This is a genomic window from Gemella sp. GH3 (assembly GCF_013415425.1).
Classification (GTDB): Bacteria; Bacillota; Bacilli; order Staphylococcales; family Gemellaceae; genus Gemelliphila.
Genome location: NZ_JACBYC010000199.1, coordinates 1 through 23,182, shown reverse-complemented (window position 1 = coordinate 23,182; position 23,182 = coordinate 1). Strand labels below are relative to the sequence as shown.

26 protein-coding genes and 1 pseudogene are annotated in these 23,182 nt (G+C 27.8%); 7 read left to right on the top strand and 20 right to left on the bottom strand.

Going from position 1 to position 23,182, the window contains the following annotated elements; genetic code table 11:
• The first annotated feature begins 160 nt into the window (after positions 1–160).
• Entirely contained in the window at positions 161–634 is a 474-nt protein-coding gene (locus HZY83_RS07240; RefSeq protein ID WP_179943375.1) for a GAF domain-containing protein, read from the top strand.
• A 75-nt stretch (positions 635–709) separates the two neighbouring features.
• On the opposite strand, the gene HZY83_RS07235 is transcribed toward HZY83_RS07240, so the two are convergent.
• From HZY83_RS07235 to fsa, 15 genes and pseudogenes are all read right to left on the bottom strand, one after another.
• Positions 710–2,311, bottom strand: a complete 1,602-nt coding sequence (locus HZY83_RS07235) for an ABC-F family ATP-binding cassette domain-containing protein (RefSeq protein ID WP_179943374.1) — start codon at positions 2,309–2,311, stop codon at positions 710–712.
• On the bottom strand, positions 2,311–2,661 hold the full coding sequence (rbfA, locus tag HZY83_RS07230) for a 30S ribosome-binding factor RbfA (RefSeq protein ID WP_179943373.1): 351 nt from the start codon (positions 2,659–2,661) through the stop codon (positions 2,311–2,313). The genes HZY83_RS07235 and rbfA overlap by 1 nt, the downstream gene beginning before the upstream one ends.
• Positions 2,662–2,673: 12 nt before the next feature.
• The gene (infB, locus tag HZY83_RS07225; RefSeq protein ID WP_179943372.1) at positions 2,674–4,761 is read right to left on the bottom strand and encodes a translation initiation factor IF-2; all 2,088 of its coding nucleotides are present in this window, start codon (positions 4,759–4,761) and stop codon (positions 2,674–2,676) included.
• Positions 4,748–5,074 carry a L7Ae/L30e/S12e/Gadd45 family ribosomal protein gene (locus HZY83_RS07220; RefSeq protein WP_179943371.1) on the bottom strand — a complete coding sequence of 109 codons (327 nt, stop codon included), beginning with the start codon at positions 5,072–5,074 and terminating at the stop codon, positions 4,748–4,750. Before HZY83_RS07220 ends, infB begins: the two co-directional genes overlap by 14 nt.
• Complete coding sequence (gene rnpM, locus HZY83_RS07215; RefSeq protein WP_218925371.1) at positions 5,074–5,361, bottom strand: RNase P modulator RnpM; 288 nt, start codon at positions 5,359–5,361, stop codon at positions 5,074–5,076. Before rnpM ends, HZY83_RS07220 begins: the two co-directional genes overlap by 1 nt.
• A gap of 14 nt (positions 5,362–5,375) precedes the next feature.
• A complete protein-coding gene (nusA, locus tag HZY83_RS07210; protein ID WP_179943370.1) occupies positions 5,376–6,410 on the bottom strand; it encodes a transcription termination factor NusA in 1,035 nt (344 codons plus the stop codon).
• A 21-nt stretch (positions 6,411–6,431) separates the two neighbouring features.
• The gene (rimP, locus tag HZY83_RS07205) at positions 6,432–6,896 is read right to left on the bottom strand and encodes a ribosome maturation factor RimP (protein ID WP_179943369.1); all 465 of its coding nucleotides are present in this window, start codon (positions 6,894–6,896) and stop codon (positions 6,432–6,434) included.
• 117 nt (positions 6,897–7,013) lie between these two features.
• Positions 7,014–7,361, bottom strand: a complete 348-nt coding sequence (locus HZY83_RS07200; protein ID WP_179943368.1) for a hypothetical protein — start codon at positions 7,359–7,361, stop codon at positions 7,014–7,016.
• Positions 7,348–8,175 (bottom strand): 16S rRNA (cytidine(1402)-2'-O)-methyltransferase, encoded by an 828-nt coding sequence (rsmI, locus tag HZY83_RS07195; protein WP_179943367.1) that lies wholly within the window; start codon positions 8,173–8,175, stop codon positions 7,348–7,350. Before rsmI ends, HZY83_RS07200 begins: the two co-directional genes overlap by 14 nt.
• A 62-nt stretch (positions 8,176–8,237) precedes the next feature.
• A pseudogene (locus HZY83_RS07190) lies at positions 8,238–8,489 on the bottom strand (GIY-YIG nuclease family protein); the annotation flags it as partial.
• Positions 8,476–9,210, bottom strand: coding sequence for a tRNA1(Val) (adenine(37)-N6)-methyltransferase (locus HZY83_RS07185; protein ID WP_179943365.1), 735 nt, complete (start codon positions 9,208–9,210; stop codon positions 8,476–8,478). The gene HZY83_RS07185 and the pseudogene HZY83_RS07190, both read right to left, overlap by 14 nt.
• Entirely contained in the window at positions 9,211–10,017 is an 807-nt protein-coding gene (locus HZY83_RS07180; protein ID WP_179943364.1) for a PSP1 domain-containing protein, read from the bottom strand.
• 47 nt (positions 10,018–10,064) lie between these two features.
• Positions 10,065–10,883, bottom strand: coding sequence for a DNA polymerase III subunit delta' (locus HZY83_RS07175; RefSeq protein ID WP_179943363.1), 819 nt, complete (start codon positions 10,881–10,883; stop codon positions 10,065–10,067).
• Positions 10,884–10,886: 3 nt separating this feature from the next.
• Positions 10,887–11,513 (bottom strand): dTMP kinase, encoded by a 627-nt coding sequence (tmk, locus tag HZY83_RS07170; protein WP_179943362.1) that lies wholly within the window; start codon positions 11,511–11,513, stop codon positions 10,887–10,889.
• Positions 11,514–11,625: 112 nt separating this feature from the next.
• Positions 11,626–12,279 carry a fructose-6-phosphate aldolase gene (fsa, locus tag HZY83_RS07165; RefSeq protein WP_179943361.1) on the bottom strand — a complete coding sequence of 218 codons (654 nt, stop codon included), beginning with the start codon at positions 12,277–12,279 and terminating at the stop codon, positions 11,626–11,628.
• Positions 12,280–12,423: 144 nt separating this feature from the next.
• Here fsa and HZY83_RS07160 point away from each other — a divergent pair, with 144 nt between their 5' ends.
• Positions 12,424–12,792: a hypothetical protein gene (locus HZY83_RS07160; RefSeq protein WP_179943360.1), complete on the top strand. Its 369-nt coding sequence runs from the start codon at positions 12,424–12,426 to the stop codon at positions 12,790–12,792.
• A gap of 17 nt (positions 12,793–12,809) precedes the next feature.
• Here HZY83_RS07160 and gorA read toward each other — a convergent pair whose 3' ends face one another.
• The 3 genes from gorA to rny all read right to left on the bottom strand — a co-directional run bounded on the left by gorA (position 12,810) and on the right by rny (position 17,973).
• Complete coding sequence (gene gorA / locus HZY83_RS07155) at positions 12,810–14,159, bottom strand: glutathione-disulfide reductase (protein WP_179943359.1); 1,350 nt, start codon at positions 14,157–14,159, stop codon at positions 12,810–12,812.
• Positions 14,160–14,182: 23 nt separating this feature from the next.
• A complete protein-coding gene (locus HZY83_RS07150) occupies positions 14,183–16,285 on the bottom strand; it encodes a DNA topoisomerase 3 (RefSeq protein WP_179943358.1) in 2,103 nt (700 codons plus the stop codon).
• A gap of 137 nt (positions 16,286–16,422) precedes the next feature.
• Entirely contained in the window at positions 16,423–17,973 is a 1,551-nt protein-coding gene (gene rny / locus HZY83_RS07145) for a ribonuclease Y (protein ID WP_179943357.1), read from the bottom strand.
• 277 nt (positions 17,974–18,250) lie between these two features.
• Here rny and rplK point away from each other — a divergent pair, with 277 nt between their 5' ends.
• Complete coding sequence (gene rplK / locus HZY83_RS07140) at positions 18,251–18,676, top strand: 50S ribosomal protein L11 (RefSeq protein WP_179943356.1); 426 nt, start codon at positions 18,251–18,253, stop codon at positions 18,674–18,676.
• Between the two features lie 13 nt (positions 18,677–18,689).
• Positions 18,690–19,382 (top strand): 50S ribosomal protein L1, encoded by a 693-nt coding sequence (gene rplA / locus HZY83_RS07135; protein ID WP_179943355.1) that lies wholly within the window; start codon positions 18,690–18,692, stop codon positions 19,380–19,382.
• 409 nt (positions 19,383–19,791) lie between these two features.
• Here the strand turns inward: rplA and HZY83_RS07130 are convergent, their stop codons facing one another.
• Positions 19,792–20,022: a hypothetical protein gene (locus HZY83_RS07130; RefSeq protein WP_179943354.1), complete on the bottom strand. Its 231-nt coding sequence runs from the start codon at positions 20,020–20,022 to the stop codon at positions 19,792–19,794.
• Positions 20,023–20,493: 471 nt separating this feature from the next.
• On the opposite strand from HZY83_RS07130, the gene HZY83_RS07125 reads away from it, so the two are divergent.
• The 3 genes from HZY83_RS07125 (at position 20,494) to arsS (ending at position 22,542) form a co-directional block, all read left to right on the top strand.
• Positions 20,494–21,177 carry a TIGR04283 family arsenosugar biosynthesis glycosyltransferase gene (locus HZY83_RS07125; RefSeq protein WP_179943353.1) on the top strand — a complete coding sequence of 228 codons (684 nt, stop codon included), beginning with the start codon at positions 20,494–20,496 and terminating at the stop codon, positions 21,175–21,177.
• 64 nt (positions 21,178–21,241) lie between these two features.
• Positions 21,242–21,580, top strand: coding sequence for an arsenosugar biosynthesis-associated peroxidase-like protein (locus HZY83_RS07120; protein ID WP_179943352.1), 339 nt, complete (start codon positions 21,242–21,244; stop codon positions 21,578–21,580).
• 11 nt (positions 21,581–21,591) lie between these two features.
• A complete protein-coding gene (gene arsS / locus HZY83_RS07115) occupies positions 21,592–22,542 on the top strand; it encodes an arsenosugar biosynthesis radical SAM (seleno)protein ArsS (RefSeq protein ID WP_228098473.1) in 951 nt (316 codons plus the stop codon).
• Between the two features lie 73 nt (positions 22,543–22,615).
• Here the strand turns inward: arsS and HZY83_RS07110 are convergent.
• Positions 22,616–23,182, bottom strand: a 567-nt coding sequence (locus HZY83_RS07110; protein WP_179943351.1) for a hypothetical protein, incomplete at its 5' end; no start/stop codon positions are given.

Below are 23,182 nucleotides of genomic sequence, written 5' to 3'. Positions count from 1 at the left end.
CCTTAATAAATTATTCATATGAAGAACAACTCTCAAATTTAATTTATTACAAATTATTGAAATATATTTATTTTTTAAGTGTAATCGTTTTCTATTTAAAATACTTTATTTTTTTTCAATTATGTGCAATAATTGAAAAAAAGTAATTTGAGGTGTTATTATGAATATTATAAATGATAAAAATATTTTTATTGCTCAGGCAAAAAGTTTATTATCTGATGAAAATAATTTAGTAGCTAATTTATCTAACTTATCAGCTTTATACAAATCATATTTACCTGATACAAATTGGGTTGGATTTTACTTAGTTGATGACGAAAAAAACAATCTAGTTCTAGGTCCTTTTCAAGGTAATGTAGCCTGTGTTAGAATACCTTTTGATAAGGGTGTTTGTGGGCATTGTTACACTACTAAGAAATTTACATATGTACCTGATGTTCATAAATTTTCTGGTCACATAGCTTGCGATAGTAGCACTAATAGTGAATTAGTAGTACCAATAATAAAAAACAATAATGTTATTGCTCTCCTAGATATTGATTCTATTTCTTTTGATAGATTTTCAAAAGAAGAAATATCAACTATTGTGAATATTACCAATGAAGTATTTTCTAACCTAGAATTTAATATTTAAATAAAATATACTTATATAATTGTACGAAAGAGTTTTATATCTTTCGTACAATTTTATTAAATGTTAATTAATGTTCTACTTAATTACACCTTTAAATTTAAGGTAATTTTCATAGTCCATTTCTTTATTAATTGCTCCACCCTCTTCTTGAATTTCTACAACTCTATTAGCAATTGTTTGTATAAACTCATAATCGTGTGAAGTAAAGAATACAGACCCTTTAAATTGTATTATACCTTCGTTTACTGCAGTAATAGACTCTAAATCCAAATGATTTGTTGGTTCGTCTAATAAGATTACATTAGCTTTTGATAACATCATTTTTGATAACATACAACGCATTTTCTCTCCACCAGAAAGAACGTGTGCTCTTTTTAGTGCTTCTTCTCCAGAGAATAGCATTCTACCTAAAAACGAACGTAAATATGCCTCAGCCTCTTCCTCTGGAGAGGAATATTGACGAAGCCACTCTACTAGTGATAATCTAAGACCTTCAAAATAAGGTGTATTGTCTTTTGGCATATAACTTCTAGAAGTAGTTATTCCCCATTTTATAGTTCCACTATCTGGTTCTATTTCTTCTGCTAATATTTTTAATAAAGTTGTTTTAGCAACTTCATCTCCTAATAAGATAACTTTATCGTTAGGGTTAACTGTAAAACTTACATTTTTTAATACTTCTTTCCCATCTATAGTTTTACTAATATTATCTACTATTAGTAAATCATTACCTATCTCTCTATCTGGTGTAAATCTAACGTACGGATATCTTCTACTACTAGGCTTAATATCATCTAAAGTAATTTTATCTAGCATTTTCTTTCTACTTGTAGCTTGTTTAGATTTCGAAGCATTAGCAGAAAATCGTGCAATAAAATCCTGTAATTCTTTTATTTTTTCTTCTTTTTTCTTATTAGAATCTTCTAACATTCTTCTAGCTAATTGACTAGATTGATACCAGAAATCATAGTTACCTACATATAATTGTATTTTCCCAAAGTCTAAATCACAAATATGTGTACATACATTATTTAAGAAATGTCTATCGTGACTCACTACTATTACTGTATTTTCAAAATTTATTAAAAATTCTTCTAACCAATGTATAGCTGCTATATCTAAACCGTTAGTAGGCTCATCTAATAATAACACATCTGGATTTCCAAATAAAGCTTGAGCTAACAATATTTTTACCTTTTGTGAATTATCAAGCTCACTCATTAAAGAGTAATGAATATCACTTGATATACCTAATCCTTCTAGTAATTGAGCTGCATCACTTTCTGCATTCCAACCGTCCATTTCAGCAAATTCACCTTCTAATTCTGCTGCTATTATACCGTCTTCTTCTGTAAATGGATCTTTCATGTAAATTGCATTTTTTTTGTTCATTACATCCCACAATTTCTCGTGTCCCATCATTACTACATCTATTACTTTATGTTCTTCGTATGCAAAATGATTTTGGCGTAAAACTGCTAGGCGTTCACCTTTACCTAGTGATACGTGTCCTTGTTGTGAGTCAATTTCTCCTGATAAAATTTTTAAAAATGTGGTTTTCCCTGCTCCGTTAGCTCCTATAAGTCCATAACAGTTTCCATTAGTAAACTTTATGTTGACATCTTCAAACAATTTTCTGTCTGCAAAACGCAAACCTAAATTTGTTACTTGTAACATTATTTTTCTCCTTTATTAACACTAGCTATTAAACTTTCTATATGCATTGCATATTCACTAGTAGTATCATAAGTAAATATTAATTCTGGAAATTTTCTTATTTTTATTTTCTTAGCTACTTCTGATTTTACAAATCCTTTTATTTTAGCTAGTGATTCTTTAGTTTTTTGTTTTTCTTTTTCTCCACCAAGAACAGTATAGTAAACTTTTGCTTGTGAGTAATCTCCTGTTAATCTTACCTCTGTTATTGTTAAAAATCCTAAATCATGATTTTTAACTTTAGTGGATAAAATATATGTTATTTCTTTTTTTATTTGTTCTCCAAGCCTATTTGCTCTTAATTCTGACATATTAATCCTTTCTTATCTGTTAACTTCTTCCATAATGAACACTTCAAAAACATCGCCTTCTCGAATATCATTATAATTTTCTACAGTCATACCACACTCATATCCACTTTGTACTTCTTTTACATCATCTTTAAATCTGCGTAGTGTATCTATTTCTCCTTCATAAATTACTACACTATCTCGAATTACTCTAACTTTTCCGTCTCGAGATACTTTTCCTTCTGTTACGTATGCTCCTGCTATTGTTCCTACTTTAGAAACTTTATAGACTTGACGTACTTCTGCTAATCCAATTACTTTTTCTTTAAATTCTGGATCTAAAAGTCCTGTCATAGCAGATTCTATTTCTTCAATTACTTTATAGATAATACTATGTAATCTTATATCTACTTGCTCAGTCTGTGCCATTTGTTTTGCATTATTGTCTGGTCTAACGTTGAAACCTATAACTACTGCATTAGAAGCTAAAGCTAATGTAATATCTGATTCATTAATAGCACCTACTCCAGTATGAATTATACGAACATTAACCCCATCAACATCTATTTTAGCAAGTGACATAGCTAATGCCTCTACTGATCCTTGAACATCTGCTTTAATAATAACATTTAAATCTTTCATTTCCCCTTGTTTCATCTGTTCAAATAATGTATCTAATGAAACTGCTGAATTATTTTGACGTTGACTTTCAATATATTGCTGTTGTCTAGTTTCTCCGATTTGACGAGCTGTTTTTTCATCTCCAAATACTACAAATTTATCTCCAGCATTAGGTACATCTTGTAATCCTGTTATCTCTACTGGTGTAGATGGTTTAGCAATTTTTATATTTTTTCCTCTGTCGTTAATCATAGCTCTTACACGTCCAAATGTATTCCCTACAACTATAGGATCTCCAACATTTAATGTTCCACTTTGTACTAATAATGTTGCTACTGTCCCACGACCTTTGTCTAGTTTTGCTTCAATTACTGTTCCTAGTGCTAATCTATTTGGATTAGCTTTTATTTCTTGCATATCTGCCACTAGAAGAACCATTTCTAACAATTCATCAATACCTTCTCCTTGAAGTGCTGAAATAGAAACAAAAATAGTATCTCCACCCCAGTCTTCTGGCATTAATCCTCTTTCTGCTAATTCGCCCATAACTTTTTCTGGATTAGCTTGTGGCTTATCCATTTTATTTACAGCTACAATTATAGGTACTTCTGCTGCTCTAGCATGATTTATTGCTTCAATAGTTTGAGGCATAACACCGTCGTCTGCTGCAACAACTAAAATAGTTATATCTGTAACTTTGGCTCCACGAGCTCTCATAGTAGTAAATGCTGCGTGTCCAGGAGTATCTAAGAATGTAATTTTTCTATCATTAGCTCTTACTTGATATGCTCCTATATGTTGAGTTATTCCCCCTGCTTCTCCTGAAGTAACTTTTGAATTTCTAATTGTATCTAATAATGTAGTCTTTCCGTGATCAACGTGTCCCATTATTGTAACTATTGGTGGACGAACTTTAGTATCTTTTTCATCTTCTTCTACTTCAAAATAAACGTCTAAATCTTCTTTATTTATTTCTATTTCTTGTTGGATTTCTTTTCCATAATCCATAGCTATTAATTCTATTTGCTCTAATGTTAATGATTGATTAATATTAACCATTATCTTCAATTCAACAAACATCTTTTTAACTAATTCTGTAGCTGGAACAGAAAGAACATTAGCTAAATCTCCAACAGTCATTCCTTCTTTTACTAGTATAGTATCTTCACTAATACTTTCTTCTGTAGGAACTTCTATCATAGCAGGCTGTTGTTTATTATTTTTTCTATTTTTTTCTTTTTTTATTTTTTTCTTTTTATTTTTGCTTTTTTCTTTAGTTTCTCCAACTACATTGTTAGACTTGTTATTTTTATTTTTTGATTTAGTTTCTTCTTTAATTTTCTCTTTATTAAAGATTTTTTCCAATTTATTGAAGCCTTCTTCAGTCAACATTGCCATATGACTATTTACTTCTATACCTTTTTCTTTCAACAATTTAATAATTTCTTTTGAAGATTTTTCTACTTTTTTGGCATATTCGTGTACTCTAATCTTTTCCATCATCAATAAATCCCCCTTGATTCACTATTTCTACTAGTTTTCTACTAAAACCTATGTCTGTTATTCCTATAGCTACTCTATTATTTTTTCCTATTGCATTACTAATTTCTTCCGTAGTGAAACAAGTTAAAACTTTTACATTATAATATTCTGCTTTATCACAAAGCTTTTTAGTTGTGTTTTTTCCACAATCTATAGCTATCAATAATAGGTTCAGTTTATCTTCTCTTATACTTTTTATTATCAAGTCTTCTCCTGTAACTACTTTACCAGCTCTTACCATAAGACCTAATAAATTCAATGCTTTTTTCATTACTTTGTAGGTATCGACTTTCTATATATTAATCTTATTATTTCTTTATATATTGGTTCCATCTCTTCTGATGTTACACCAAAAAATTTTTCTAAAGATTTTTTACTTTGTGCATTTTCTATGACTACTAAATCTGAAACTACATAAGCTCCTCTACCAGATTTTTTTCCAGTAATATCTACAGAAATTTCTCCTTCTTTATTTTTAACTATTCTTATTAAATCTTTTTTAGGATACATTTCATTTGTAAGTATACATTTTCTATTTGGTATTTTTCTTTTCTTCATAATTAATGCTCCTCTTACTTTTCTGTAGTTTTTATATCTATTTTCCAACCTGTTAATTTTGCAGCAAGACGTACATTTTGACCTTTTTTACCTATAGCTAAAGATAATTGATCTTCTGCTACTTCTACATTAGCTACTTTATTATCTTCATCTATTGAGATGTTTAGTACTTTAGCTGGGGCTAAAGAGTTTGTTATAAATTTTTCTATGTCTTTATCCCAAGGTACTATGTCTATCTTTTCACCATTTAATTCATTTAAAATTTGATTAACTCTACTTCCTGAAGGACCTACACAAGATCCAACAGCGTCTACATTACTATCTTCTGAATGAACTGCTATTTTCGTTCTTTCTCCCGCTTCACGAGATACACTCTTAACTTCTACTATACCGTCAAAGATTTCTGGAACTTGTTGTTCAAACAATCTTTTAATAAATTCTGGATGAGATCTTGAAGCTAACACGTGTGGTTTACTTCCTCTTGAAGGATTATCTACCCTAGCTATATAAACTTTGATTGGAGTTTGAGGGATATATTCTTCTCCTGGAACTCTTTCATTCTCTCCTAATATAGCTTCAATTTTACCTAATTTAACATATACATAACGAGAATCAACTCTGTCAACATAACCGTCTCTTATTTCCCCTTCATATTCTATATATTCATTGTAAAGGATTTCTTTTTCTGCGTCATGTAACCTTTGCATAAGTGCCTGCTTAGCTGCTTGTGCTCCTACACGTCCAAAATCGCTAGGTATATCTACTTCCTCAAAAATATCACCTACTTCATAAGCTGGATTAACTTTTAGAGCATCTTCTAAAGCATATTCAATTCTATCATCATAAACTTCTTCTACAACGTCTTTTCTGATAATAAACTTATACTCTCCTGTAGTTCTATTAAAATCTACTCTAACATTTTTTGAAGCATTAAAATTTTTCTTGTATGCAGATAATAATGCCATCTCTATAGCTTCAAATAATATTTCTCTTGATATTCCTTTTTCTGTTTCTATTACATCAATTGCTTTAAGCAAAGCCTTGCTCATTTTTTTATCTCCTTTTTAATACTAAAATTTAACTGCTAGTCTTATTTTTGCAATTTGTTTATATCCTAATGTTATTGTTTTTATTCGTGCTTTATCACGATATTCTATAGTTATATTTTCATCACCTACAGATTTCAAATCTCCATAAAATTCTTTTTGGTTATTATGCTTTTCATAAGTTTTTACATAAATATATTTCCCAATAGATTCTTGAATTTCTTCAATATTTCTTAGCTCTCTTTCTATTCCAGGAGAGCTTACTTCAAGATAATACTTATCAGAAATTAAATCTTTATTATCTAGCTCTTCTGCCATAATTTCGCTAAGAAAAACACAATCATCAAGACTCAGATTACCATTTTTGTCAAAATATATTCGTAAAAAATATTCTGTTCCTTCTTTAACATATTCAACATCATACAAACTATATTCTGTATCTTTTATTTTCTCTAATGCAATTTCTTTTACTTTAGAAACTAAATTCATAACACACCTCTTTCTATCCAACATAAAAGAGCGGAGAATTAAAATCCACCACTCTTTAGGTTAATATTTATCTTACAAACAAGTATAGCACAGGATGACTTCTTAGTCAAATAAAAACTATTTCTTTGAATTATACGTTTCTTCTTTTATAATATCAATTACATTTTTTATTTCTTGATTTAATTGCTCATCTAATTGTTGTTTCGTTATTAAATTATCATTATAAGCATCACTATATCCTAATATTACTGATAAAGAATTTTTTATTTTATGCAAAATTATTTTTTTCTTAATTTCATTTTCATCAAAAGTATTACTTTTTTGATATATCCAATAAATATTTATAGACATTAGGATAGAAATAATTAATATCAAATAAAATTCAGAAAAAAGCCGCAAATATAATATTACAAGTGAAATAACAATTAAAATATTAATAATAACTAATCCTTTAATATTTCTCATGATACAAATTATATACCTCTCGTTTACTGATATTATATTTTTTAGCTACTGTTTTTATTGCTTCTGAATTTTTCATACCTGTTTCTACTAAAGATACTACTTCTAATAATAATTTTTCATTACTAATTTTTTCTTCTACAATTTGTGAAGGAGATATTATCAAAACAAACTCACCTTTTAATTTTATCTGTTCGGCATCAAATTTTAATAAAATATTTTCTACACTATCTGTTTCTATTTGCTCGTACATTTTTGTAAGTTCTCTTGCAATAGATATTATTCTTTGAGATTCTAATTCAGACAAAACTTCAACTACATTTCTTATTCTATGTGGAGACTCGTAGATAATTGATGTTGTATTTTGCTCTAAAATGGATTTCAATCGTAACTCTAATTCAGATTTTTTCCTAGGGAGAAAACCGTAAAAAGAATAATTATAAGACTCTATACCGCTAGATATTAATGCTGTAAGTCCTGCATTAGCTCCTGGTAATGCTATAACTTTAATATTCTGTTGACGACACTTCTTTACCAATATATACCCTGGATCTGAAATACAAGGTAAACCTGCATCTGAAACCAATGCTACATCTAATCCATCATGCAAATACTCTAATAACTTATTACTAGAATTTTCTTCATTATGCTCATGATAACTTATAAGTTTTTTATTTTTTATTTCAAAATGAGATAATAATTTTTGGGTATTTCTTGTATCTTCACACGCTATAATATCAACTTCATTCAATATTCTCAAGGCTCTATACGTAATATCTTCTAAATTTCCTATTGGTGTTGCTACTAAATATAACATTCTTTCAACTCCTCATTAATTTTTTCTATATTGTTTTTTATTTCTTGAGTAATATTAGTATTAATATAATTTATTTTCTGAGTCTTTGTAAATTTTTTAATTAAATGCTCTTTTTTTAATGCTTCACTTTTATTATCAAAAAATTCATAATAAACTAACTTTACTGGTGTTCTTCCTCTAGTATATTTTGCACCTTTTTTCAAATTATGATTCTTGATTCTATATAATAAATTTGTGGTATAGCCTGTATATAAACTATTATCTTTACAACACAAAATATAAGTATAAAAACAATTTTCTTTACTCAATTCCATAAACTTTCTTCATTTCTTCTGTATAACTATTATCTTCATTATAAATATAAAAAGGTTGTTCTATTTTTATATCACTAACCTTTGAGACACTACCCTCTACTAAAACTGTTTTGCTATTTTCACTGCTTTTCTTACTGTAGACAAAACGTATTCTTTTTATCCCTAATCCGTATTTTTTGCATTCATTTAAAATATCTGCCAAGCGATAACTTCTATGAACCAAAAAGAACTTTCCGTTTTGTTTTAATAAATATTTTATCGAATTAATTACATCTGATAAATTACAAAGTATTTCATGGCGTGATATACTATGGTTCGTCTTTAGTTTCATACTTGGCATATTATTCACAGGAAAATATGGTGGATTGCATATAACTATATCGAATGATGACGGAGAAAAATCATTTTTCACCTTTTTTATATCACCTTGTAAACAAGTAATATTATTTAACTTATTGTATTCAACATTTCTAATACTAAGATCCACCAATTGTTTCTGAATTTCTACCATAGTTATATGAGATTCTGTTTTTTCTCTAAGCAAAATTGAAATTGCACCATTTCCGCTACAAAGTTCTACTATATTCTTTTTATTACTCTTAGACACATTAACAAAGTCAGCCAATAAATAAGTATCTGTAGATACACTATAATGATCTTCTAATTGTATAATTTTATAATTTTTTGATAAATTATCTATTCTTTCTATATGCTGCTTCATTTATCTATATTCCTCAATAAACTCTGTTATGCTTATATTTGTGTAACTTCCTGTTTCTTCATTTTTGGCAATAACTATTTCTTTCATAGGTTCAATATCTTCAACTATATAATTAATATCTTTATAAACAATATTTTCTCCTATATTAGGTAAAGATTCAGATAATTTCATATAAAAATCATTCTCATATTGTAAACAACATTTTAACTTACCACACAAACCATTTACTTTAGACATATTTAAGTTAAGATTTTGTTCTTTTACCATTTTTATTGATACTTGACAAAAGTCATTCAACAATGTACTACAGCAAATAGGTTTCCCACAAGGCCCGATACCTCCCAAAACTTTACTATATTCTCTATCTGAAACTTGATATAGCTCTATTTTCAGTTTAAATATAATTGCCAATTCTTTTAGTAATTCTCTAAAATCTACACGATTTTCACTATAATAAGCTACATAAAGCTTTTTATTGTCAAGAGAATAAGAAGCTGAAATAACCTCAATATCTAAATCTAACAATTTCGCAGTATCTCTTACTATATTCTTTGTAACAGTTATTTTTGATTTATTTTGTTCATATTTTTGAATATCATCATTATCAGCAACCCTTAAAAAATTATAATTATCTAAATAAACATCTTCTTCTGCTACTAAATCACAAGATATAACCTCAGCTAAATGAATACTAAAATTATCAGAAACAATCACTTTGTCATTAACATTAAGGTTTAAATTACTATCTATGCGTATATAATACACTCCAAATTTATCATAAATAGAAGTGCCTATTATTTTATTCATATGACATCCTCCTTAATAAAATAACTAAACTTTAATATATTAGAATTTTATACTTCTAAAAAATCTAAATTACAATCTCTAAGAATAAGCTTAAAAATAAAATTTTCTAAAATTAATACTGGTGCTACATTCATCTCCAATGACTTCTTAGCAGATAAAGCTTCAGAGTAGATAATTAACATATCCTTAATTATATTATTATCATTAACCCTTAGCCTATCTAAGTAAAACAACATTAATTTGAAAAATTTTTCAATATCCTCTTTATTTTTTAATTTTTCAAGTAAATCTATGGCGGCTAAGTTTTTATTTGTTTTATATTTCCTCAAAAATTCCCTTATAAATACTTTCATCTCGGAAATACTTTCATCTAAATCATCATTAACACTGCCTGTAACATTTATTACTTGACATCTAGAAATTAAAGTATCCATTATCGCCATTACATTAGTTGTTGTCAAAATTGCTATTATATTATCTTCTGGTTCTTCTAATATTTTCAAGAGACTATTAGCTGCCTGCTTGGTAACATTATCTATATTTTTTAGCCAATATATCTTCTTATTTACTACGGCTTTTACACTTAATTCCTGTTTTAGATTAATAATATCTTGTTTTTTTATTGACTCTTTTTCACCAAAAATTAAAAAATCTATATAATTATTTTTATTAATTTGCTTACAAGTTTTACAATTTTCACAACTGTAAAAACTTTTATTATCATTATTTTCACAACAAATTGCTTTTACAAAACTTAAAACATATTCATCAATCTCATCATTATTTGTACCTACAAACATATAAGCGTGAGATAATTTATTATGTTTTAAAACATTAGTTAAATATTTATTAGTAACTTCATTCATAATTTATAAACAATTCCATTTTTTTAGAAGTAAATTTATTTTTTCTACTATTTCTTCTTTTACTAACTCTATATCATTATTTGCATTAATTTTTATTACCCTATCACTATTTTTAGCAGCAATAGAATCATACCCTTGCTTTACTTTTACATAAAACTCATTATGCTCATTATCCATTTTATTGTTATGTTGACGATTTTCTATTCTCTCAAGACCTTTATCAACATTTACATCAAGATAAAATGTTTTATCTGGTTTAGTTAATTCTGTAGCATAATCATTTATTGAAACTACATCTTTCTCTTCTAATCCTCTACCATAAACTTGATAGGCTAATGAACTATCTACAAAGCGATCACATAAAACTATATAACCTTGCTTTAGATGAGGTAATATTTTTTTTACTATGTGTTCACGTCTACTAGCTGCAAAAAGTAATGCCTCTGTTCGATAATCAATATCTTCATGCAAAATAATATCTCTTATTTTTTCACTTACCGGTACACCTCCCGGTTCTCTAGTCAAAATTACTTTTATTCCTAAGCTAGTTATATATTCAAATAAAAATTTACTTATTGTAGTTTTACCAGAACCTTCTGAACCCTCTATAGTAATAAATTTTCCTACCATTTATCCTCCTAAATATAAAATTATAGGAGCGAAAAGAAACTTATCATAATGTAATAATAAAGATTTCTTAACAGACCCCTATAATTAATTTTAAATACTTATATATTAATAATTATTCTCCAAATACCTTTAGATAATCAGCTTTAAAAGCTTCTAATCCCTTATCAGTCAATGGATGTTTTATCATTTGTTCAATAACTTTATATGGGACTGTTGCAATATCACATCCCAATTTTGCGCACTCTAAAACATGAATAGGATTTCTAACACTAGCTGCTATAATCTCTGAATCAATATTATTTTCCCTAAATATAGTTACAATATCTGCTATTAAGTTCAGACCATCTTGTGAAATATCGTCAAGTCTACCTAAAAATGGTGAAACGTATGTTGCTCCTGCTCTAGCAGCAAGTAATGCTTGGTTAGCACTAAAAATTAAAGTTACATTAGTTTTTATACCTTCTTTAGATAAAATATTTGTAGCCTTTAATCCTTCTGCTGTAAGTGGAATTTTAACAACCATATTAGGATGTATCTTAGCAATTTCTCTTGCTTCTTCAACCATATCTTCTGCTAATTCAGTAGTTGCTTTAACTTCTCCACTAATAGGTCCATCTACTATATTAGCTATCTCATTAATAACTTCTTTAAAATCTCTACCTTCTTTTGCTATTAATGATGGATTTGTAGTAACTCCACAAATAACTCCTAAATCATAAGCTAATTTTATATCTTCTACATTCGCTGTATCTATAAAAAATTTCATATCTATTCCTCACATAATCGTATTGTAATATAATACTATATTATCATAATGCTTACAAAAAATCAATTAAGCTAAAGAAATAATATTTGTAATAAAATTAATATTGTGATAGAATTTTGAATATATTTAGGAGGAATAATTTTAATGAAAAAACATCTTGAGAAAATACCATTTTTATTATTTTCTTTATTTTTATTTATTACATTACCAATTACATACTATATTTTTGATAATAGTTCTCAAGTATTGATTATATTATTATTAATAATTTTTCCGTTAATAAACTTTACAATATCATTATTATTTTCTTACTACAAAGAAGATTTTAGTTACTCATTTTCAATTTTAATAGGTATATTTTATTTTTCTACTTGCTTAATTTTGCTAAATTTTGATATTGCAATATATGCTATCATATATATTTTAGCAAGTTTATGTGGACAAGGTACTGGATTTATATTCAAAAAATTTTTTAATACATTCAAAAAAGATAAAAAAAAGATATCAGAGTAAAACTCTGATATCTTTTTTTATCTCATAGTTACAAACTCTTCCGCTCCTGTTGGATGAATTGCTACTGTATTATCAAAATCTTTCTTTGTTGCTCCCATTTTTATAGCTACTGCAAATCCTTGAATCATTTCATCAACGCCATAACCTATTCCGTGAAGCCCTATAATTTTCTCTTCTGATCCTAAACAGATTAATTTCATAACACTAGGTTGTCTATGTTTTGTAATAGCACTATACATAGGTGTAAAAGATGATTTATAAATTTTTACATTCTCTTCTCCGTATTTAGTTATAGCTTCTTCTTCTGTAAGTCCTATAGTACCTATTGCTGGATGACTAAACACAACAGTTGGAACAAGGTTATAATCTAAATGTTCATCTTTCTTATTATTAAATAATCTTTCTGATAATCTTCTTCCTGCAGCAACAGCAACAGGTGTAAGATCAATTTTTCCTATAATGTCTCCTACTGCATAAATGCCTTTTGCTGTAGTATTTTGATATTTATCTACCTCTATATATCCTCTGCTATCAAGTTTAACATCCGTTACTTCTAGATTTAAATTTTCAACTACAGGTTTTCTACCTATAGCCCAAACTAAACAATCAACTGTAACTTCTTCTCCACTAGCTAATAATATAGTTAAACTATCATCATTATTTTTTATTACTTTTTCTATATTTGCAAAAGTATGTATATTTACACCATCATTTTCCATTATTCCCGTTAGGGTAGAAACTATTGTACTATCAAAATTTCTTAGAGGAGAATGTTTTCTGACAAATAAATGTGTTTTAGCTCCTAAAGAGTTAAAAACTCCTGCCATCTCCACAGCTATATATCCTGCTCCCACAAAAGCAATTCTATTAGGAAGGCTCTTCATTTCAAATACTTCATTAGATGTAATACCATATTCAGCACCAGATAAATCAGGAATAATAGAATCTCCACCAGTAGCTATTAAAATATGTTCTGCAGTGTATTTTTCTTCATTGACTTCCACAGTATTGTTATTAACGAATTTTGCGTATCCATAAACAACATCAACACTGTTATTATTCAAACCATTTCTATATGCTTGTTGTATTCTGTCTATATATGCCGTTCTATTTTTTACCATAGTTTCAAAATTAAATTCATTTACTTTTAAATCAAAACCATAATCACTAGCATATAAGTTAACTGCTTCTGATATTTGTGATGTATACCACATAACTTTTTTAGGAACACATCCAACATTAACACATGTACCTCCTAGTTTATTTCCTTCTATCAGAAGACATTTTTTTCCGTACATCGCTGCTCTATTTACAGAAGCGATTCCTCCACTTCCTCCACCTATGACTATATAATCATACTTTTTCATCGTTTATTATCTCCTTTACTATATTATAATTTCAAATTTTTTAATTTATCTTTTAACGGATTATTTACTAAATCATCTTTTTTCATATATTTTTTAATATCTTTGTAACTAGCTTTTTCTTTTTTTGTTTCTTTTATCTTCTTGTCAACTTCTTTTTGTTTCATAGAATTTCCACAAATACATCTGTAAGTTGCATTATCGCCGTTACCAAATAATGTCATCTTTTTATGACAGGTACTGCATCTTAAATTTGTAACTCTACTTATAACTTTTTTATTATTACACCCTATATTAGAACATTTTAAGATTTTAGTTCCTTTTCTCTCAATCTCTAACATAAAACTTTCACACTTATCACATCTCTTACCGCTTATATTTGAATGTTTAAATTTATCGGTACTATCTTTAATTTCTGTTATAAATTCATAAGTATAAGATTTTATATCTTTCAAAAATTTATCTTTTGTTAATTTATTTTTAGCTATATCATCTAGTTGTTTTTCCCAAGTAGCTGTCAAAGATGGACTTTTTAATTTACTAGGAACTAGATTAAGTAGCTGTTTAGCTTTATTAGTAGTTTTAATTTTATCCCCATCTAATAATAAATAATCATTATTAAACAGTTTATCTAAAATGTCTGCTCTAGTAGCTACAGTACCTATTCCATTAGTATTTTTCAATATTTTCTTTTCTTCTTGACTTTCAACATAATCAAAAGGATTCTCCATAGCATATATTAGGGATCCCTCTGTAAAATAACTAGGGGGCGTAGTATGTTTTTTTAATAACTTCAGATCTTTAATATTTTTACTACTAATATTACCAAAATCATTATAATTTTGTTCTTCAAATACTTTGTAACCTAGCGCATCTATTTTTATGGTATTATACTTAAACAACTTATTTCCTAATTTAAAACTCATTGTTAATTGCTTGTATTCACAATTAGGTAATAAGTTTTCTAAAAATCTCCTAACTACAAGCATATAAATTTTATGTTCTAAATCAGTTAATGCAAGAAAGTTTGGCTTTTCTTCTGTAGGTATAATAGCATGATGATCTGTAACCTTAGAATTATTTATCATTCTTTTAGTAGAAAGATTTTTTTGATTCAAAATCTTTTTAGCTATATTCCCATAATCACTACCCATAACAGCATAAATTCTATCATTAATAGTCGAAGCTATATCACTAGTTAAGTATCTACTATCAGTTCTCGGGTATGTTAATATTTTATTGCGTTCATACAGAGACTGCAATATACTTAAAGTTTGCTTTGGAGATAGTTTATATAAATTACTAGCAGCCTGCTGAATATCTGTTAAGTTATATAACGGTTTAGGAGAACTAGTTTTTTCTGAAATATTTTTCTTAAAATCTCTTATTTCTTTGTTATTGTAATCTTTTACAAATTTAAGAGCATTTTTTTCATCATAATCACTATCACTAGAAGTAAAAGTAATATTATCTAGTTTACATTCATAATTAAAATAATCTTTAGGTACAAAGTTTTTTATTCTATCTTCTCTAGATTTTACCATTTGAATTGTAGGAGTTTGGACTCGTCCACAATTTAAAAATGCATTATATTTTAAAGTTAATGCTCGCGAGGCATTTATTCCTACCAACCAATCAGCATTTGCTCTTGCCACTCCAGAATTGTAAAGACCATCGTATGCCTCACCATCTTTTAGATTTCTAAATCCTTCTTTTATCGCTTTATCTGTTACAGATGAAATCCACAACCTTTTTGTTTTTTTCTTATTTTTGGCTTTTTCTAAAATATATCTAGCCACTAATTCTCCCTCACGTCCAGCATCTGTAGCAATAATAATTTCTTTAATATCTTTTCTATTAACAGCTTGTTCTATTATTTTATACTGTTTATACGTTTTACCTATTATTTCTGTTTTCATATTTTTGGGAATCATAGGTAAATTTTCTAATTTTATATTTTTAAACTCTTTATATTTATCTGGTGTTTGCAGAGTAACTAAATGTCCTAATGCCCAAGTTACAACATATTTATCACCCTCTAAACAACCATTTATGCTTTTGGTAGCACCTATATTCCTAGCAATATCACGTGCTACCGAAGGTTTTTCACATAATACTAAATTTTTCATTAGTCCTCTCTTTCTTATGTTATTCAATGATATTAATAATATTTTCTACTATTATAATATTAAAATAGAAATTTCGCCATACTTTAAATTCTAAAAATAAAAGATAGCTAAGAAATATTTCCTAACTACCTTTTATTTTATCTTGCAATTTTAACTGCTCGAACTTCTCGAATTACATTTACTTTTATATTACCAGGATACTGCATAGTTTCCTCTATTTTATTACGTACTTCTTTAGCAATCTTATAAGATCTAGTATCATCAACTTCTTCTGGATTAACTATTACTCTAATCTCTCGGCCTGCTTGAATAGCATATGTTTTCTCAACACCCTTATGTTCATTAGCTATTTCCTCAAGTTTTTCTAATCTCTTGATATAATTTTCCAATGACTCTCTTCTAGCACCTGGACGTGAAGCTGATAATGCATCTGCTGTCGCCACTATTACAGAAATAGGGTTAGTAGCTTCAAAATCTCCATGATGAGATGCTATTGCATTTATAACAACAGATGATTCTTTATATTTAGTAGCTAATGATACTCCCACTTCAACATGTGATCCCTCTATCTCGTGATCAATAGCTTTTCCTATATCGTGTAGTAGTCCTGCTCTTCTTGCTAATTGAACATCAAGACCTAATTCTCCAGCAATTAGCCCTGATATATACGCAACTTCTATAGAGTGTTGCAATCCATTTTGCCCGTAACTAGTTCTATACTTCATTTTTCCTAGTATTTTTATCAAATCAGGATGCATATTATGAATCCCTAAATCAAATGTAGCTTGCTCTCCTATATCACGAATCGTTTGATCCATATTCTTTCTAGCTTTATCAACAGCTTCTTCTATTTTAGACGGATGAATTCTACCATCTCCTATCAACATATCAATAGCAGACTTAGCTATTTCACGTCGTATAGGATCAAAACCAGATAATATTACTGCTTCTGGTGTATCATCAATTATTAAATCCACACCAGTTAATGTCTCTAGAGTACGTATATTACGACCTTCCCTACCTATTATTCTTCCTTTCATATCATCTGATGGTAAATTAACTACAGAAACAGTTGTTTCACTAACTACATCAGCTGCAAACTTTTGCATTGACTGTACTATTAACTCTTTAGCACGTCTATCAGCTATATCTTTTGCTTCAACTTCCCTATTTCGAATATATATAGCAGTTTCTCTAGCCATATCTTCCTCTAATGAAGTCATTATTTCTTCTCGAGCTTGTTCTTCTGTCAGATTTGCAATTCTTTGCAACTCTTGTTCTTGTTGAATTTTCAACTCATCCACTTCATTACTTTTAATCTCTAAAGATTGAATTTTTTCTTCTACTTTTTGTTCACGAGAACTTATAAGCTCATCTTTTTTATTAATTAACTCTGCTTGCCTTTCCAAAGTAGATTCTTTTTGAATAAGTCTATCCTCTTGTTTTTGAATATCTTGTTTTTTAAACTCTATTTCTTTATTAGCTAAAGTAACTATTTCCTTAGCTTCATTTTTGGCAATCAATAGTTCTTTTTCTGAAATATATTTTGCTTCTTTTTTAGCTTCATTAACAATATGCTCGGCATCTTGTTTTGACTGAATCAATTTTTTTTGAATAGAATCTTTGGCAACTATATATCCTAATAAAAGCCCAACAAGTAAAGTTGCAATAATGTAAAATATTAACATTAGCAACCTCTCACACTTATTTATTTGACATAGTTTTATAACAAATGTCACTTATTAAATTCTACAATAATAACTCAAAAAAGTCAACATCACAAACCTATTATGAAAATTATATAATTATTTAAAAATTAAATAAAAATACTTGCATAAATACTTGCATTAAATTTATTTTATGTTATAATAGACAAGTATGTAAAAATACAACTTGTTTGAGTGGGAGAGTAATAGTGTTACTCAAATATGACCACATCACGAAAAATAAATAGGAGGTTTTATCGTGGCTAAAAAAGTTATAAAAGTAGTTAAGTTACAAGTACCAGCAGGAAAAGCTAATCCAGCTCCACCGGTTGGTCCAGCGTTAGGTCAAGCTGGTGTTAACATCATGGGATTCTGTAAAGAATTCAATGCTCGTACACAAGACCAAGCAGGTTTAATTATACCTGTAGTAATTTCTGTATATGAAGATCGTTCATTTACATTTGTTACTAAAACACCACCTGCTCCAGTATTACTGAAAAAAGCGGCTAAAATTGACAAAGGATCTTCAGTTCCTAACCGTGATAAAGTTGCTACAGTTACTAAAGCACAAGTGCAAGAAATTGCAGAATTAAAAATGGAAGATTTAAATGCAGCATCTGTTGAAGCTGCAATGCGTATGATTGAAGGTACTGCACGTAGTATGGGTATCTTAGTATCTGAATAGGAGGAGAAATAAAATGGCAAAAAAAGGTAAAAAATATCTTGAAGCGGCTAAATTAGTTGATTCTTCTAAACTATATTCAGTACTAGAAGCAATTGAATTAGCTAAAAAAACTAGCGTTGTAAACTTCGACGCAACTGTAGAAGTAGCATTCCGTTTAGGAATTGATACTCGTAAAAATGATCAACAAGTTCGTGGAGCTGTAGTTTTACCTAAAGGAACTGGTAAAACAGCTAAAGTTCTTGTATTCGCTAAAGGTGACAAAGCAGCTGAAGCTGAAGCTGCTGGAGCTGATTACGTTGGACAAGGTGAATATATTACTAAAATACAACAAGGTTGGTTCGACTTTGATGTAATCGTTGCTACACCAGATATGATGGGAGAAGTTGGTAAAATCGGACGTCTTTTAGGACCTAAAGGTTTAATGCCAAACCCTAAAACTGGTACAGTAACTATGGACGTTACAAAAGCTGTTAATGAAATCAAAGCTGGTAAAGTTGAATACCGTGCAGAAAAAGCAGGTGTTGTTCACACTCCAATCGGTAAAGTTTCATTCTCAGCAGAAGACTTAGTAGAAAACTTTAACGCAGTGCTAGATGCTTTAACTAAAGCTAAACCTGCAGCAGCTAAAGGTACTTACTTTAAGTCTGTAGCTGTTACTACTACTATGGGTCCATCAGTAAGAATTGATACTATAGAATTTAAATAATAGAAAAAAACTACTCTAAATAATTTAGAGTAGTTTTTTTCTATGAGAAGAATAGTATATTTATTTTATAAGTTAACTAAAATATACATATCAAATATATTTAAGAAACTGTATTTAATTTATTGTAAAGGAACTTAAAATTTATATAGATTTTAAATAAAAAATATTCTAATTTAACTTTGTTGTAAATTAGAATGTTTTTATATATTAATGGAATCTAATTACTTAAATCTATGGAATTAGACTTTTATTATATTTTTATTTAGTAAAAGAGCGCGTTTTAGCTTGTTATTAATATGGATTTTTTTCTACGAATTTTTTCTCTCCGTAACCATCCCAAGCTGCTTCCATAATTCCTTCCATATCTTTAATCATCGCAAGACATGGATTAGCTGGTGTACATTAATCTTCATGCCAGTTTTTCTAAGCTAGCTTTATATTCTTTAAAGCCAATTCCTGATTTTGCAAAAGCATCATGCTCTTTGAATGCCATTGGACATCCTACTTTTTGCACTATCTCATCTATTTTCTCTTGTTCTTTTATTTCTTCTAAGAACTTCGATAACGCTTCTTGTGCTTTCTCTACTAGCACATTTACTTCTTCTACTGGGTTTATTGTTACTTCTTTTACTTTTGCCATCTTATGACACTCCTTTTTATATAAATATTAAAATATAAGTAAAATAATACTATCAAAATATATAAAAATACTGGCCAGTAATAATTTAAATTTATAATAATATATTCCTCTTTATTTACTTAATTAAATAAATATACCTCAAAATAATTTAAATTAATTTTATTTTACAATATATTTAAAAATAAATTTTAAAAACAATTAATTTATAATTGTTATATTTTGAGAATTATTTTAAATAATACAGTTTGTTATCGTTATCTTTTATTACATTATATTATGAAAGTAGTTTCTTTGTCGATAGTATAGACTTAATTTATTTTTGTAGTTATAAAATTTTAAAAATAAGTAATACAGTTGATAATATAAAATTTTCAAGGTGTGTTTTAACTTAAAAATTTTTATAATATATTAATTTATTTTTATTCGCTAATATATGATATAATTATTATAAAATAATGTATAGGAGGCGTTATGATTTCTATAATTATACCTATTTATAACGAAGAAAAAATTTTACACGACTTCATTTATAATCTTTATTGTTTAGAACATATTAAAGATTGTGAAGTGATTTTTGTTGATGCAAATAGTTCTGATAAAACTATTGAAATTTTAAAAGATCTTAGTTATTTTAATTATAAATACTACACATCAGCAAAAAAAGGACGAGCTAATCAAATGAATTATGGTGCAAAACTATCAAAAGGAAATATTATATGGTTTCTTCATGCTGATAGTGTTCTTGAAAAAAATGCTATAACAAAAATTTTAAATAGTAATTATGATGTAGGTTGTTTTAAAATCAATTTTCATCCTGGTGGCTTTAAGATGTTTGTTAATAAGAAAATATCTACTTACAGAGTTAAAAAGAAAAATATAGCATTTGGAGATCAAGGAATATTTATTAAAAAATATATTTTTGAAAAAATAAATGGATTTAAAGACATTCCTATAATGGAAGATTACAGATTGTCAGAAGATTTAACTAATGCTGGTTATAAAATAAAAGTAATTGACAGTAGAATAACTACTTCTAGCAGAAGATACAAAAAACACCCTCTTAAAACTATGTGGCAGATGAAAAAGTTTCAAAGAATGTATAAAAAAGGAGTAGACATTAATAAAATCGCAAAGTTATATAAAGACATACGTTAAAGTTGTATTGTAATATTTCTATAAAAATGTTAAAATATATATAAATATTTTTGGAGGTGCTACTATGGCTGAATACTATAAAAAAATACATTTACAACAATTTGGTGAAGGTAAATTGGGAGAAGATGCTCCTGAACTATGGAAGAAATTTTTGGATTATTACAGTAATACTATGGCAGAAGGCGAACTTACTACTAGAGAAAAATCACTTATTGCTTTTGGTGTAGCTGTGGCAGAAGCTTGTCCTTACTGTATAGAAGCATATACAAACGCTCTACTTGAAGAAGGCTGTGATCAAGATCAAATTGCTGAAGCAATGCACGTTGCTGCTTCTATGAAAGCAGGTATGACTCTTGCTATTGGTCTTCAAAGCAAAGAATTATCAGATAAACTGAGTCATTAGGAGTAATTAATTTGACAAATAACATAAACAATATTCCTCCTTTTTATGAAAAGGTTCAAAACAAAGAATATTTAATAACACAAGAAAATCCAAGTATTATGCAAATTAACGTAGGAAGTTTGTGCAACATAGTATGTAGTCATTGTCACGTAGATGGAGGTCCACACAGAAAAAATAATATGACAAAAGAAACATTTGATCATATTATAGAGGCATTCAGAATAGGAAATTATAAAACTATTGATATTACTGGTGGTGCTCCTGAAATGAATCCTAATTTTAGGTGGTTTATAGAGGAAATAAGTAACTACGCAGAAACAATAATCGTTAGAACTAATTTGATAATTCTCACAATTAAGGGTTATAAAGATATTCCAAATTTATACAAAAAATTAAAAGTACAAGTTGTCGCATCACTCCCTTATTATAATGAAAAAGTAGTTGCCAAACAAAGAGGAAAAGGTGTCTTTCCTAAATCTATTCAAGCATTACAAATATTAAATGAACTTGGCTATGGTAAAGACGAAGAGTTAGTTTTAAATTTAGTTTACAATCCTAACGGAGCCTATCTTCCTCCAAAACAGGAAGTTTTAGAACAAACATATAAGAAAAAATTATTTAATAATTTTGGTATTATCTTCAATAATCTATTCGTCATAACTAACAACCCTATAGGTCGTTTCTCAAAATTTTTACATAGAGAAAATATTTATAATGATTACATGATGAAATTATATAAAGCTTATAATGAAGACACTGTTGCAAATGCTATGTGTAGATTTATGATTTCTGTTGGTCCTGATGGAACTCTTTATGATTGTGACTTTAATATGATAGAGAAACTAAAAGTTAGTAGCCACATAAATACTGTAGAAAAACTAGCTAAAAATCCTTTAAAATCTCGTAAGATAGTTACAGGATTACATTGCTATGGTTGTACTGCTGGAAGTGGTTCTTCTTGAGGTGGCGAAACAGTATAATACTCTTAGGTTAAGAGATAATAAAAAAACATCAGATTTAAAATCTGATGTTTTTTTATTTTTTGTTCCTATTATATATTTTTCTGTACCTAGTTACTTTATGAGAATTATTATTAAAATTTTCTATTTTATCTTTTAAAATTGCTATAATAAATTCAATATTTGTATTTATTTTAGCTGAATCTAGGTATGATTTTTGAAGAGTATTTAATAAAAAGGACCCAATTACAGTTAATAATATAGGTAACAATATAGTTAAAATCTGATTGTTTTCAAAAAAATTATTAATATAATTTAAACTATTCCTTAATTCTATATTATATACTGGTATAATAATCGCTAAAAATATTATAATTAAGAAGAAGAGCGTAGTATAACTCGATATTAAATCTCTTATTTTCTCTCTTTTATAATAAATGTCTAGATATTTTTCTAATTTTGTTAAAAAACTAATATTTTCTGTCTTATTGAAAACAACTTTATTAATACCTTGTTCTATTTCAAATTCATTTTTATTATTTATTTTGTTAAAAAATTTATCTATATTTTTTATAGTTAGTAGTTTATTATTTTTTACAATATATAAGACATCTTCTACTTCATTTGTATTATCTATTAACTC